11 protein-coding genes are annotated in these 13,660 nt (G+C 64.5%); 9 read left to right on the forward strand and 2 right to left on the reverse strand.

The window, feature by feature from the left end; translation table 11 throughout:
* Window positions 1-189 precede the first annotated feature (189 nt).
* Window positions 190-2,076 carry an AMP-binding protein gene (locus BLV27_RS11055; protein ID WP_092645903.1) on the forward strand — a complete coding sequence of 629 codons (1,887 nt, stop codon included), beginning with the start codon at window positions 190-192 and terminating at the stop codon, window positions 2,074-2,076.
* Window positions 2,073-3,560, forward strand: a complete 1,488-nt coding sequence (locus BLV27_RS11060; RefSeq protein ID WP_092645905.1) for an ATP-binding protein — start codon at window positions 2,073-2,075, stop codon at window positions 3,558-3,560. Before BLV27_RS11055 ends, BLV27_RS11060 begins: the two co-directional genes overlap by 4 nt.
* 3 nt (window positions 3,561-3,563) lie before the next feature.
* Here the strand turns inward: BLV27_RS11060 and BLV27_RS11065 are convergent, their stop codons facing one another.
* Window positions 3,564-4,820: a bifunctional alpha/beta hydrolase/OsmC family protein gene (locus BLV27_RS11065; protein WP_092645907.1), complete on the reverse strand. Its 1,257-nt coding sequence runs from the start codon at window positions 4,818-4,820 to the stop codon at window positions 3,564-3,566.
* A gap of 445 nt (window positions 4,821-5,265) precedes the next feature.
* Window positions 5,266-6,597 (reverse strand): glutamate--tRNA ligase, encoded by a 1,332-nt coding sequence (gene gltX / locus BLV27_RS11070; RefSeq protein WP_092645909.1) that lies wholly within the window; start codon window positions 6,595-6,597, stop codon window positions 5,266-5,268.
* A gap of 174 nt (window positions 6,598-6,771) precedes the next feature.
* Here gltX and BLV27_RS11075 point away from each other — a divergent pair, with 174 nt between their 5' ends.
* From BLV27_RS11075 to BLV27_RS11105, 7 genes are all read left to right on the forward strand, one after another.
* A complete protein-coding gene (locus BLV27_RS11075; protein ID WP_092645911.1) occupies window positions 6,772-7,698 on the forward strand; it encodes an MBL fold metallo-hydrolase in 927 nt (308 codons plus the stop codon).
* 191 nt (window positions 7,699-7,889) lie between these two features.
* Window positions 7,890-8,288 (forward strand): cytidine deaminase, encoded by a 399-nt coding sequence (locus tag BLV27_RS11080; protein WP_244504626.1) that lies wholly within the window; start codon window positions 7,890-7,892, stop codon window positions 8,286-8,288.
* Complete coding sequence (locus BLV27_RS11085) at window positions 8,288-9,601, forward strand: thymidine phosphorylase (RefSeq protein WP_092646061.1); 1,314 nt, start codon at window positions 8,288-8,290, stop codon at window positions 9,599-9,601. The genes BLV27_RS11080 and BLV27_RS11085 overlap by 1 nt, the downstream gene beginning before the upstream one ends.
* A gap of 10 nt (window positions 9,602-9,611) precedes the next feature.
* Complete coding sequence (locus BLV27_RS11090; RefSeq protein ID WP_092645913.1) at window positions 9,612-10,787, forward strand: phosphopentomutase; 1,176 nt, start codon at window positions 9,612-9,614, stop codon at window positions 10,785-10,787.
* Window positions 10,784-11,752 carry an adenosine deaminase gene (locus tag BLV27_RS11095; protein ID WP_092645915.1) on the forward strand — a complete coding sequence of 323 codons (969 nt, stop codon included), beginning with the start codon at window positions 10,784-10,786 and terminating at the stop codon, window positions 11,750-11,752. The genes BLV27_RS11090 and BLV27_RS11095 overlap by 4 nt, the downstream gene beginning before the upstream one ends.
* A 1-nt stretch (window position 11,753) precedes the next feature.
* Complete coding sequence (upp, locus tag BLV27_RS11100; RefSeq protein ID WP_092645917.1) at window positions 11,754-12,383, forward strand: uracil phosphoribosyltransferase; 630 nt, start codon at window positions 11,754-11,756, stop codon at window positions 12,381-12,383.
* A gap of 102 nt (window positions 12,384-12,485) precedes the next feature.
* Window positions 12,486-13,619, forward strand: coding sequence for a hypothetical protein (locus tag BLV27_RS11105; protein WP_139176604.1), 1,134 nt, complete (start codon window positions 12,486-12,488; stop codon window positions 13,617-13,619).
* Window positions 13,620-13,660 lie beyond the last annotated feature (41 nt).

Below are 13,660 nucleotides of genomic sequence, written 5' to 3' on the forward strand. Positions count from 1 at the left end.
ACCCGTAGCGGGCGGATAGATTGTTTTCGCCCTTCACCGTGCCGGTTTCGTCGCGGACGGTTAGCGTGATGCGCTTGGCAGTGACTGGCCGGATCGAACGTCATCCAATGTGTTTCAATTCCCGGCAGATATTGCGCGGGCCGGGGTGCTGGACCTAGAAGAAGGAGACGTAATCGGGAGGGGGACGGCATGGGCTGGAAATCGGAGTGGGAGCGGTCGCTCAGCGACCCGGAGGGCTTCTGGATGGAACAGGCGCAGGCCATTGATTGGGGCCGCGCGCCGTCCGGGGCCTTGCACGATTTGGGCGGGCCGGTGCCCGAGTGGTTCGCGGACGGAATGGTCAACACCTGCTATAACGCCGTGGATCGCCATGTTGCGGCCGGGCACGGGGACCGGACCGCGATAATCTACGACAGCCCGGTGACGGGAACGGTCGAACATATCTCCTACGCCGCGTTGCAGGACCGGGTCGCGCGCCTGGCGGGCGGTCTGGCTGCGCAGGGGATCACGGCGGGCGATCGGGTTATCATCTATATGCCGATGGTGCCGCAGGCCTTGGAAGCGATGCTGGCCTGCGCGCGCATCGGGGCCATCCATTCCGTGGTTTTCGGGGGCTTTGCCGCCGCCGAACTTGCGACGCGGATCGACGACGCGCATCCCAAGGCCATCATCGCCGGCTCCTGCGGGATCGAACCGGGTCGGATCGTGGAATACAAACCCCTGCTCGACGCCGCGATCGACATCGCCAACCACAAGCCCGAGTTCTGCGTGATCTTCCAGCGCGAACAGGGCATCGCCACGATGACCGCGCGTGATTTCGACTGGGAGGATTTCACCGAGGCGGACCCCGTGGACTGTGTGCCCGTTGCAGGCAATCACCCCGCGTACATCCTGTATACCTCGGGAACGACGGGCGCGCCCAAGGGTGTGGTGCGGGCCACGGGCGGGCATTTGGTCGCGATGGATTGGTCGATGGCCAACATCTATGGCGTGAAGCCGGGCGAGGTTTTCTGGGCCGCGTCCGACGTGGGCTGGGTCGTGGGGCATAGCTACATCTGCTACGCGCCCCTGATCCACGGTTGCACCACGGTCGTGTTCGAAGGCAAGCCCGTGGGCACGCCTGATCCCTCGACCTTCTGGCGGGTGATGGCGGATCATGAGGTCGTCGTCTTCTTCACCGCCCCGACCGCTTTCCGCGCCGTGAAGCGCGAAGACCCGGAGGCGAAGTACCTTGCCGGGCATGACCTGTCGAAGCTGCGCACGATCTTTCTGGCCGGTGAACGCGCCGACCCCGACACCGTGGAATGGATCGCGCGGGTCACCGGCAAGCCGGTCATCGACCACTGGTGGCAGACGGAAACCGGCTGGACCATCGCGGGTAATCCCATCGGGCTGGAGGCGCTGCCGGTCAAGACGGGTTCACCTTCGGTGCCGATGCCGGGCTATGACGTGCAGGTCCTGGACGAAGGCGGGCATCCCGTGGCCCCCGGCACATTGGGGGCAATCGCGATCAAGCTGCCCTTGCCACCGGGCACGCTGCCGACATTGTGGAACGCGGCGGAGCGGTTCAAGTCGTCGTATCTGAACGCGTTCCCCGGCTTCTACGAGACCGGGGATGCGGGCATGATCGACGAAGACGGATACCTGTGGATCATGGCGCGCACCGATGACGTGATCAATGTTGCCGGGCACCGCCTGTCAACAGGTGCGATGGAGGAAGTCCTGGCAGGGCACGCGGATGTCGCGGAATGCGCCGTGATCGGCGTGGCGGATGCGCTCAAGGGGCAGGTCCCCATGGGCTTTCTGTGCCTGACCAATGGCGTGAACCGCGCGGAATCCGAGATTGTAAGCGAATGCGTCAAGCGGGTTCGCGACAAGATCGGCCCTGTTGCCGCCTTCAAGCTGGCCGTGGTGGTGGACCGGCTGCCCAAGACGAGATCCGGCAAGATCCTTCGCGCCAGCATGGTCAAGGTCGCCGAAGGCACGCTGGACAAGGTGCCGGCGACAATCGACGATCCGGCGATCCTGGACGAGATTGGCGTTGCGCTTAAGCGCCTTGGTTATCCGGTCGGATGAACGGGGAGCACGACAAGGATAGCGATAAATCCGCCGCCCCCGAAAGGGCGCGGCTTCTGGCGCATGATATCCGGTCAGCCGTGTCGGATGTGATCGGCGGGGTGCGGTTGATGGATCGCGCGTGCATCGCGCCCGATATCCTGCCGCAACTGGACCGGGTGCAGGCGGCTGCCGAGTTGCTGGCGCGCCTTGTCGAGGAGTTGCTGGAGGGAGCCCCCAACGGCACGGAGGAGCCTGCCGGCAACCTTAACCTGCGTCGATTCATGGATGATGAACTGCGGCGCTGGCATGGGGCAGCCGAAGGGACGGGCATTTCCCTGAAGGCCGGTCGATCTGGCAATTTGCCCGAGATCGTGCAGCTTCCGCTGCTGCCATTACGGCGGGTAGTCGCCAATCTGATGTCGAATGCGCTGCGTCACTCTGGTGGTGACCAGGTGACCCTTGGGGCCGAACTGGAACTGGGGGGGACGTTGACCCTCAGCGTTCAGGACAACGGCGTCGGTCTGCCCGCCGAACTTATCAATGCGGAGGGCGACTTGATCGCTCAACCCACTCCACCGAAGGAAGCCAGGCACGGCATGGGGCTGCACATCGCATCGGCCCACGCGCAGGCGATGGGCGCAAGGCTTCGGCTCCGCCGGATGTTGTCGGGCGGCACACGGATCGTTCTACAGGTCCCCGAGTCCGTCTGGTCGCGCCGGGAAGAGCCCGCGGAGGAAAACGATCTGCCGGATCTGCGGGGCTATCGGTTGCTGGTTGCCGACGACAGCGCCACCAACCGGCTTCTGGTCATGTCGATGCTGACGCGATTGGGTGCTGAATGCGAGCTGGCGCGCGACGGGATTGAAGCGCTTAACTGGTTGGCGCGGGAACAGTTCGACCTGGCGTTGATCGACATCGAGATGTCCGTGCTGGGCGGGCTCGACGTTCTGCGATCCGAGCGGTTGCGTCAGGCGCAAGGCATCGCTCCACCCACGTCCTTGGTCGCGATGACGGCCTACACGGTGCGCGACAATGAAGATGCGATCCTGGAGGCGGGCGCAGACGGCATCCTGCCCAAACCTCTCGGGTCGGTGACGGCCTTCGGCAAGACGATCTGGCACTTCCTCAAGAACGCGCCGGATGCCTCCTGCTGGGCCCCTGATTTCGCCCCGACGCTGTCTGCGGTCACGCTGTCGGAGTTGATGGATGCCGCCGGACCCGAACAGCAGGCAAACCTGCTGGACCGTCTGCGGGAAGATCTGCAAGAGGTCGAGACCAAGATGGTGCAGGCCCTGCGCGACAGGGACAGTGGAACTATCCACGCGCAAACGCATGTCCTCCTGTCGCTGAGCAGCGCGATCGGTGCTTTGCCCACGCAAGAGGCAGCGCGCCGCCTGAACCGTCTGGCCCGCGATGGAAATGTGGAAGCGGTCGTGACCGCCGGGAACGAGTGTCTGACGCGGTTGGCGCAATTGCGGTCAGAACTCCTGATCGCGGGCTGAGGCTCAGGCGGCGGGCGCATCCGCGGCAGCATCTTCGGCGGCAGGTTCGTGCAACACGGTCTCGACCGTTGCCCCGATTTCCAGCGTTCGGTGAACAGGACAGCGATCAGCGATTTCCAGAAGGCGCGTCCGCTGCGCATCGTCGAGCGGCCCCTTCAGCCAGATTTCCCGGCGAAATCTGTCGATCCGCTCCCCGCCTGCAGAGGGGGCGTCCTGCGCGTGCATCCGGCCATGGGTCACGTCGACCGAAACCCCTTGGAGCGGCCAGCTCTTGCGCTGTGCGTACATCCGCAGTGTCATAGATGTGCAGGCACCCAGAGATGCGGCCATCAATTGATAGGGCGACATGCCGCGGTCAGTGCCGCCGTAGGCCGCCGGTTCATCGGCCTTGATGTGGTGCTTGCCGCCCGAGGCGACGATGTCCTGCGCAAATCCGTCGGTGGCAACTTCGGTCACGCGGGTCACGCCTTCGGGCGCGCCAATGGGAGGTGCCGCGCGGCGCAGGTCCAGGTATCGCGTCGCCCAGGCCGCAATGACATCGGCGGCATATTCGGCGTCGGCGGCGCGAGTGATCAGGTGATCGGCATCGTCCAGTGTCACAAAGCTCTTGGGGTGTTTCGCGGCCATGAAGATGCGTGCCGCGCTGTCGATGCTGACGGTTTCGTCGCGCGGCGCGTGCAGGACCAGCAGGGCGGGTTTCAGCGTGGCGATCGCCTGTTCGAGGTTCACGCCCGAGATATCATCGACGAAGCCCTGGCCGATGCGCAGTTTGCGCCCGCCGAGTTCGACTTCCCCCACGCCGTCCCGCGCGATGGTGTCCAACGCGCCTGCGAAGTGTCGCGTGACGTTCCCCGGCTCAAAAGGCGCGCCGATGGTGGCCACCGCTTTGACCGACGGAATCTCATGGGCCGCGCGCAGTACCGCCGCACCGCCAAGCGAATGACCGATCAGCAGGTCCACATCCATTCCGCGCGCATCCAGCGCTGCGGCGGCCGCCACCAAGTCAGAGATATTGGTGGAAAAAGAGGTGTTCTCGAACTCCCCCTTCGAGTGGCCGAGACCGGTGAAATCGAAGCGCAGGACGGCGATTCCCATGTCCGCAAGCCGCGTCGCGATCCGGCGGGCGGCGGGGATGTCCTTGCCGCAGGTAAAGCAATGCGCCATCAGCGCGGTCGACAGGGGCGCGCCGTCGGGCAGGTCGAGACGTGCGCTCAATTCGACTCCGTCATGGCCTTCGAAGGTGAATAGTTCGGTTCGCATCAGGCTTGGTCCTTTGGTTCATCCGACAATGGGCACCTGCCTCCCACAAACGCAACGCCGGAGCTTCCATTGTAACGGTCGTGTGACCCCGCGCGAGGATTCCTAACACCGATGTCTGTTCCACTGATGTCGTAACCCCGTCTCCGCAGCGGTCTAGACAACAGATGGAACTGAAGGAATTTGCAAAACAAGCGGCTGTTTATCCGCGCCTTGGCCGGTTGCGGCCCGTCCGTTCAAGAGAATAGGCGCGACTTCGACAGCCAAGACAACGGGGTATCATCATGGGGGCGATACGTACGAGTGCGTCAGTTCATTCGAACCCGAAAGACCCTCGGCAAAAACGAGGTGCAACTGATCCGATCACCGCCACCCCCGGTCGAAAACCGTCACGGCGAATGTGTCGGCAACAACCGCCCCGGCACCGCGCGGACGCGGTGCGAACCGGTCACACCCGGGGGCTTTGCCGCAACAAGGGCATGAGGTCGCCCATGCCGGGGCCGGTGCTGCGCCCTGTTAGTGCCAGGCGCAGCGGCTTGAACAATGCCGCCCCCTTGCGCCCCGTGGCATCCTTGACGGCGGCGGTCCACTCGCCCCAGGTGGCATCGGTCCAAGGTTGCGCGGGCAGCAGCGTCAGCGCCTCAGCGACGAAGGCGCGATCATCTTCGGGGATATCGGGCGTCGCACCGTTTTGCATCAGCTCCCACCAGCCGGCCATTTCCGCGCGGGTCGCGATGTTCTCTCGCACGACGGTCCAGAAGGCGTCGCGCTGGTCTGCAGGTACGCCTAGGACCGCGACCTCGTTATCCACCGCCGAGAGGGGGAGGGTGGAAAGGTAGTTGGCGGTCAGCGGCTTCAGGTCGTCCACGTTGAATTTCGTTGGGGCCACGCCGAAGGCATCCAAGTCAAAGTTAGCGACCACTTCGTCCAGCGTGGTGCGCAATTCGATCGGCTGCGAAGACCCCAACCGCGCCATCATCGACACCAGGGCCATCGGCTCGATCCCGGCGGCGCGCAGATCGCGGATCGACAGCGTTCCCAGACGTTTGGACAGTGCCTCGCCATGCGGGCCGGTCAGCAGCGAGTGGTGCGCGAAGCTGGGGGCGGTGCCGCCCAAGGCCTCGATGATCTGGATCTGCGTGGCGGTGTTGGTCACGTGGTCCGACCCCCGTACAACATGCGTCACGCCCATCTCGGTGTCGTCGACGACGCTGGCGATTGTATAAAGCACCTGGCCGTCGCCCCGGATCAGTACCGGATCGGAGACCGAAGCCGCGTCAATGGAAAGCGGGCCGAGGATGCCGTCGGTCCATTCGATCCGGTTCTGGTTCAGCTTGAACCGCCAGTGGCCGCCGCGTTCCGCACGCAGGCGGTCCTTGTCCGCCTCCGACAGGTTGAGCGCGGCGCGGTCGTACACTGGCGGCTTGCCCATGTTGAGCTGCTTCTTGCGCTTGAGGTCCAGCTCGGTCGGGGTCTCGAACGCCTCGTAGAGCCGACCGCTTGCCCGCAATTCGTCCGCGGCGGCGGCGTAACGGTCCAGGCGCAGCGACTGACGCTCCTCCCGGTCCCAGGTCAGACCGAGCCATTCCAGATCCTCGCGGATGCCGTCGGCGTATTCCTCGGTCGAACGCTCGGGGTCGGTGTCGTCCAGCCGCAGGATGAACGTGCCGCTTGCCTTGCGCGCAATGGCCCAGTTCAGCACGGCCGTGCGCAGGTTGCCGACGTGAATCCGGCCGGTGGGCGAGGGGGCGAAGCGGGTGACGGTATTCGTGTCGGGCATGGAAGGCTCCTTTGAGGCGCATCTGCCATTGACGCAGGGGGGCTGTCTAGTAGCGAGCCGGCTGTGCGTTTTGGCAGGGGGGCCGCGCGCAGGCGCAGAGTTGGGGTGGCCGGAATGTGTCGACCGGCGAGAGCCGTGCGCTATCTGCCTGAAATATCAACAGAGGAGTTCGCCATGACCAACCTGACGCGCCGTGCCGCCCTGACCGCCGCCGCCGCCATTCCGGCCGCCGCCGCCTTTGGCACCGGCCCTGCCCATGCCGCCGCCCACGCGGCCTCCGGCCCGACCCAGCCGCGCGCTCGTGGCATCACGCTTGGCGACATGACCGTCACCGCACTGCTGGCCGGAACGGTGTCCCGCGACGGCGATCAGCAGGGGACCTTCGGCATGAACGTCGATGCGAAGACCTTTGCCACGGCCAGCGCCGAGGCGATGATCCCCACCGACGCCTCGCAGTTCTTCTTTACCCCGACGCTGGTCGAAGCCGGCGGCGCGACGATCCTGTTCGATACCGGACTGAACCCCGCGGGTATCACCGAAGCACTGGCCGCCGCGGGCAAGGCACCGGCGGACATCACCCATGTCATCATCACACATATGCATGGTGACCACATCGGTGGCTTGGTGACTGACGGCGCACCGACCTTCGCCAACGCCCAGCACGTCACCGGGCAGGCCGAGTTCGACTACTGGTCGGCCAACGCGAACGACGGCTTCAACGCGAACGTAGCACCGCTGGCCGAGCAATTCTCGATCATTGGCGACGGTGCAGACGTGGCCCCCGGCATTACCTCGCAGGCGATGTTCGGCCACACGCCCGGCATGATGGGGTACATGCTTTCGTCAGGTGATAAGTCGATGCTGATCACGGCAGACATGACCAACCACTACATCTGGTCGCTGGCCCATCCCGACTGGGAAGTCCGTTTCGACATGGATAAGGAGGCGGCCGCAGCCACGCGCCGCCGTGTCTTGGGCATGTTGGCCGCTGAAAAGATGCCGATGCTCGGCTATCACATGCCGTTCCCGGCCATGGGCTTCGTAGACACGCGCGAAGATGGGTTTCGTTGGGTGCCCGAAAGCTACCAGCTGATGATCTGAACCCGGATACGTGGGGGCGCTGCCCCCACACCCCAAGGAGTATTTTTGAGACAGAGAAGGGGCGATACGTCGCCCCTTTTGCATTGGATTTAGACCATGCTCTTTCGGTCAGCACTGATCGGCGGGGTTGCATCCCGGTAGGGTGGGGGCCAATCAGGGGAACCGTTCTTCTGCCCGGAGGTTCCCCGCTGATGTCCCGATCGACCGAAATGCGCGATGCTGCGCTTTCCGTGCGTGAAAATGCCCATGCGCCCTATTCCAACTTCAAGGTTGGGGCCGCGATCCGCGCCACGTCGGGGACAGTCTACGGCGGATGCAACGTGGAGAATGTCGCGTACCCCGAAGGGACCTGTGCCGAAGCCGGTGCCATCGCGGCCATGGTTGCGGCCGGCGAGACGCGCCTGACCGAAGTTTATGTCGTAGCGGATTCCCCGGAGCCGGTGCCCTGTTGCGGTGGCTGTCGCCAGAAACTGGCCGAATTCGGCGCGGGTGACGTGCCGGTGACGTTGGCGACCGTGGGCGGGGCGGAAAAGGCGACTACGATTGCAAAGATGCTGCCCGGTGCATTTGACGCGGGGTTCATGGCTTGATCACCCCCCGGGATACGTTGGGCGCGTTGCGCCGGGGCGAGGTGCTGACGCCTGATGCCCTCATTGACTTCGCCGAAGGTCTGGCCGCGGGCGACGTGTCGGACGCGCAGGCGGGGGCATTTGCGATGGGCGTCTGCCGGTGCCCGCTGACGCCCGAGGGGCGAGCCGTACTGACCCGTGCGATGCGCGACGGAGGTGACGTGCTGCATTGGGACCTGCCCGGCCCGGTGGTCGACAAGCATTCGACCGGGGGCGTCGGCGACTGCGTATCGCTGGTCCTGGCACCCGCGTTGGCCGCCTGCGGGGCCTATGTACCGATGATCTCGGGGCGGGGGTTGGGACACACGGGGGGAACGCTCGACAAATTGTCGGCCATTCCCGGCTTCCGGACGGAAATGCAGTCAGACGAGTTGCAGGACATCGTGCGGCGCGTCGGCTGTGCCATCGTGGGGGCCACCGGCGACATCGCTCCGGCCGACCGACGCCTGTATGCGGTGCGTGACGTGACCGGGACGGTGGAAAGTCTGGATCTGATCGTGGCGTCCATCCTGTCGAAGAAGCTGGCCGAGGGGCTGGAGGCACTGGTGCTGGACGTCAAGACCGGATCCGGCGCGTTGATGGCCGATCCGGCGGCGGCGCGGGCATTGGCGCGGGCTTTGGTGGAAACGGGGCAGGCCAACGGCGTGATGACATCGGCCATCGTGACCGACATGTCGCAACCGGCCGCCACTTCGGCAGGCAATGCGCTGGAGGTGATCGCGGCGATGGAGGCCCTGACCGAGCCGGGAACGCGACGGTCGACGCGTCTGATTGCCTTGACCAAGGCGCTGGGTGGTGAGGCGTTGGCGTTAGGCGGGCTGGCCGCCGACGCCGCCGAAGGGGCCGCCCGCATCGGCGAGGCATTGACGTCCGGGGCCGCCGCTGAGGTTTTTGGGCGTATGGTACATGCGCAGGGCGGACCCAGCGATTTTCCCGAACGGTGGCGCGACCGCCTGCCCGCCGCCCCGGTCGTTGCCGAGTTGCGCGCTGACCAACCGGGCGTCGTTGCGCAGATCGACACGCGGGAACTGGGCGAGATCGTGGTCGATCTGGGCGGTGGACGGCGGCGGGAGGATGATCGCATCGACGTGGCCGTCGGCATCAGCCACCTTGCGCAGCTGGGGGCTGTCGTGACCGAGGGGCAGCCGCTCGCTCGTGTTCACGCCGCCGACAGCGATGACGCGGCCGAGGCTGCCGAACGTGTGGCCCTGGCGATTACGATGGAGGGGGGCGCGGTGACGCCGCCGCAACTGGTGCAGGAGACAATCAGATGAGGGAAGGCAAATGAGCCGGGCATTCCTGGTGGTCATGGACTCTGTCGGCTGTGGCGGGGCCCCTGATGCTGCGAATTTTGGCGATGCAGGCGCAAACACGCTTTCACATATCGGACAATACTGCGCCGAAATTCGCCCGAATGGCGCTATAAAATTGCCTAATCTAGATTATTTGGGCCTTGGCGCTGCAACCCGCTTGGCATCGGGCGATCCCACGCCCGGACTGACGGCAGAGCCGCACGGCCTATGGGGGGCGGCAACGGAAGTGTCGAACGGTAAAGACACGCCGTCCGGCCACTGGGAGTTGGCGGGCCTGCCGGTGCCCTTCGATTGGTATTATTTCCCACAAACCGATCCCTGTTTCCCGCCGGACCTGGTGGAGGAGGTGAAGCGGCTTGCAGGCACCGACGGCATTCTGGGCAATCGCCATTCCAGCGGAACGCTGATCATCGAGCAGGAAGCGGAGGCGCATATCCGAACAGGCTGGCCCATATGCTACACCTCGGTGGACAGCGTTTTTCAGATCGCCGCGCATGAAGTGCATTTCGGATTGGACCGCCTGATCGACCTTTGCGCCGCGCTGGCTCCGACGTTGCACGAAATAAAGGTTGGCCGCGTTATCGCGCGCCCCTTCATCGGCGAGGGTCCATGGGAGCGGACGGCGAACCGTCGGGATTTCGCAATCATGCCGCCCAGCGACACCCTTTGTGACGTGGTTCAACGGGCCGGTCGCCGGGTTCACGCCATTGGCAAGATCGGGGATATCTTTTCCATGCGTGGTATCGACACCAAGGTGAAGGGTAAGGATGCGAAGTTGATGGTCGACTTGGCGGACGCCGTGCGCAACATGCCGGACGGCAGCCTGACATTCGCCAACTTCGTCGAATTCGACAGCGTCTATGGCCATCGCCGCGATCCTGAGGGCTATGCCGCGCATCTGGAGTGGTTCGACGCTTGCCTGCCGGAGATTCTGGACGCCCTGCGCCCTGATGACATCATGATCTTCACCGCCGATCACGGCAACGACCCGACATGGCGCGGGACTGACCATACGCGCGAACGCGTTCCGGTGCTGGTGGCGGGCAAGACGGGAGAGGCGGGACTGATTGCCTTCGCCGATGTCGCGGCCACCATTTGCGACCACTTGGACGTGCCGGCGGTCGGGCCGGGGTCTAGCTTTCTATGATTCATGACCCGAAACTTGAACTGCACCTGCACCTTGAGGGCGCAGCGCCGCCGGCGTTCATACGCCAACTGGGCGACGAGAAGGGCATCCGGCTGGATGGTGTGTTTGATTCAGATGGGGCTTATTCTTACAGTGATTTTAAAGGCTTTCTTGATGTCTACGAGGCGGCGACGCGGGTCCTGCAATCGCCCGAGGACTTTGCTCGCCTGACGACTTCAGTGCTGGAGCAATCGCGCGAACAGGGCGTGATCTATACCGAGGTCTTCATCAGCCCCGATTTCTGCGGCGGTCGCGATCTTGGTGCCTGGCGCGACTACCTCGCCGCTATTCAGGAGGCCGCCGCGGCGGTCGACGGGATCGAGATGCGCGGCGTCGTCACCTGCATCCGCCATTTCGGCCCTGATGCGGCGCGCGAGACCGCCAAATGCGCGGTGGAAACGGCCGGCGATTTCATCACGGGCTTTGGCATGGGCGGAAATGAGGGGCTGTATCGTGCCGCCGACTTTGCCCCCGCCTTTGCGATGGCGGGCGAGGCGGGGCTAGGCCTGACGTCGCACGCGGGTGAATTCGGCGGACCTGCCTCTGTTCGTGAAACGCTTGACCATCTGAACGTGAGCCGCGTTGGCCACGGTGTGCGGGCAATCGAGGATGTGGATTTGATGCGCCGCCTGGCCGATGAAGGCGTGCACCTGGAAGTATGCCCAGGGTCGAATGTCGTGCTGGGCGTTTACGCGAATATCGACGCACACCCTATTGATATAATAATGAAAACAGGTGTGCCTATCTGCGTGTCGACGGACGATCCGCCGTTCTTTCACACCACGCTGCCGCAGGAATACGCGGCGCTGAACCGGGCGTTCGGCTGGGACGCCGGGCAGTTCCGAAAGATAAATCGAATGGCCGCGGAGGCCGCGTTTTGCGACGCGGCAACCCGCGCCGACATCATCAGACAATTGGAGGCCTGAAATGGACCACCTGACCCACGTTAAACACCCACTGGTGCAGCATAAGCTCAGCCTGATGCGCGACCGCGATACTTCGACTGCCGTGTTTCGGCAATTGTTGCGGGAAATCAGTCAACTGCTGGCATACGAGGTGACGCGCGAATTGCCGATGACGACGCGACGGATCGAGACGCCGCTGCAAGCGATGGACGCGCCCGTCTTGGCGGGGCGCAAGCTGGCGCTGGTGTCGATCCTGCGCGCGGGGAACGGGTTGCTGGACGGAATTCTGGAACTTGTACCGTCGGCTCGCGTCGGATTCGTCGGTTTGTATCGCGATGAGGAAACGCTCAAGCCGGTGCAGTACTATTTCAAGGTGCCGGATCAATTGGACGAGCGTCTGGTGATCGCAGTTGATCCAATGCTGGCCACGGGTAATTCGTCGGTTGCTGCGATTGATCTTCTCAAGGAGAAGGGCGCGAAGGACATCCGGTTTCTGTGCCTTCTGGCCGCACCGGAGGGTATCGCCCGGATGAAAGAGGCGCATCCCGATGTGCCGATCGTCACGGCCGCAGTGGATGAGAAGCTGAACGATCTGGGATATATCGTGCCGGGACTAGGGGATGCGGGAGACCGCATGTTCGGCACGAAATAAGGTATATCGAGCCGATCAATCGCTTTACTTGGTAACGGGCCGTAGGCAAGGTCGTTGGTATTATTTCGATGACCGGGGGGCCAAATGGGCTTGGGGCGGAACATGATTGTGCGAAATCTGATGATCGGCCTTGGCACCTGTGCGCTTCTTGCGGTCGGGTCCACGGCGGAAGCGCAGCGCACGGTGCGGAACACCCCCGGTCCGGCGGAGACACCACCGGCCAGCTATACGGCGGCGCAATATGTCGATAGCCGCGGGTGTGTCTTCGTGCGTGCCGGCTTTGACGGGGTCACGCGATGGGTACCGCGGGTAAATCGCGACCGGACTGTCGTCTGTGGTCAGCCCGCGTCGCGACCGAGGGCGACCGATGCCGCAGCTGCTTCAGCGCAACCTGCCGCCACGTCGACGACAACGGTTCAGGCCGCCGAGCCGGTCATCCGCCGCGATCCCGCCCCGGCCACGTCGCGCGTCATCATGGAGGCGGCCCCGAGACCAAAGCCTGCGCAAGGCGCGGCGACTGCAACGGGAAGTCGCCAGGTTGCACGCTCTCCGCGTCCGTCCCGTCCGACCGCGCCACGCCCGATGCATCAGGCCGTGACCGTCGCCCCCGGTCGCACGGCGTTGCCGCTGCCAGCAGGATGTGGTGCGTCAGACCTGTCCGCGCGCTACCTTCGCAATACCCCCGCCTGTATTGCCGCGTTGCAGGCGCGTTCCGGATCTGCACCGTCCGCGATCGAGGTTATCGCCCCGCAGGTGGCCACCGCTCCGGCTACGCCGCGCAGGGCTTCGCGCATGCAGCGCGCGCCGACCGTTATTGCGGTCGTTCCAAACCCGAATGCCGTTCGCGTCAATCCGGCAGCGCCCAGTCCGAACCGCGCAAGTGGACCGGCCACAGTTGGTTGCCGCGGAGCCTCTGATTTGTCGGCCCGATATCTGCGCGCAGCCACGCAATGCGGCGGTGATCGCAACTGGTCATTAGCGCCGCGATCGTCGCTTGAGGCGGAGGGGATTACGACTGCTGCGTCGCGCAACACGGGGCAAACAGTGCTCGTGCCCGCCGCGCGATCCACGTTCGACCCAACGACGCCGCCCAGCGGATATCGTGCTGCTTTTGACGATGGGAGACTGAACCCGAACCGTGGACCGCGCACGCTGGAAGGGGATTACCAGTCCCAAGCAGTCTGGACGAATGAGACCCCGCGCCGGTTGCGCGGCGTGATCCTCGTCGAGCGTTAGACTCAGAGCGTATCGAAATCAGGCCGTCGGGGCGACTCGGC

This window comes from Jannaschia faecimaris, from assembly GCF_900107415.1.
GTDB classification, from domain to species: Bacteria; Pseudomonadota; Alphaproteobacteria; order Rhodobacterales; family Rhodobacteraceae; genus Jannaschia; species Jannaschia faecimaris.

Coding starts and splice junctions, on each gene's coding strand:
- BLV27_RS11055 (WP_092645903.1), top strand. CDS start 190: ATGGGCTGGAAATCGGAGTGGGAGCGGTCGCTCAGCGACCCGGAGGGC.
- BLV27_RS11060 (WP_092645905.1), top strand. CDS start 2,073: ATGAACGGGGAGCACGACAAGGATAGCGATAAATCCGCCGCCCCCGAA.
- BLV27_RS11065 (WP_092645907.1), bottom strand. CDS start 4,820: ATGCGAACCGAACTATTCACCTTCGAAGGCCATGACGGAGTCGAATTG.
- gltX (WP_092645909.1), bottom strand. CDS start 6,597: ATGCCCGACACGAATACCGTCACCCGCTTCGCCCCCTCGCCCACCGGC.
- BLV27_RS11075 (WP_092645911.1), top strand. CDS start 6,772: ATGACCAACCTGACGCGCCGTGCCGCCCTGACCGCCGCCGCCGCCATT.
- BLV27_RS11080 (WP_244504626.1), top strand. CDS start 7,890: ATGTCCCGATCGACCGAAATGCGCGATGCTGCGCTTTCCGTGCGTGAA.
- BLV27_RS11090 (WP_092645913.1), top strand. CDS start 9,612: ATGAGCCGGGCATTCCTGGTGGTCATGGACTCTGTCGGCTGTGGCGGG.
- BLV27_RS11095 (WP_092645915.1), top strand. CDS start 10,784: ATGATTCATGACCCGAAACTTGAACTGCACCTGCACCTTGAGGGCGCA.
- upp (WP_092645917.1), top strand. CDS start 11,754: ATGGACCACCTGACCCACGTTAAACACCCACTGGTGCAGCATAAGCTC.
- BLV27_RS11105 (WP_139176604.1), top strand. CDS start 12,486: ATGATTGTGCGAAATCTGATGATCGGCCTTGGCACCTGTGCGCTTCTT.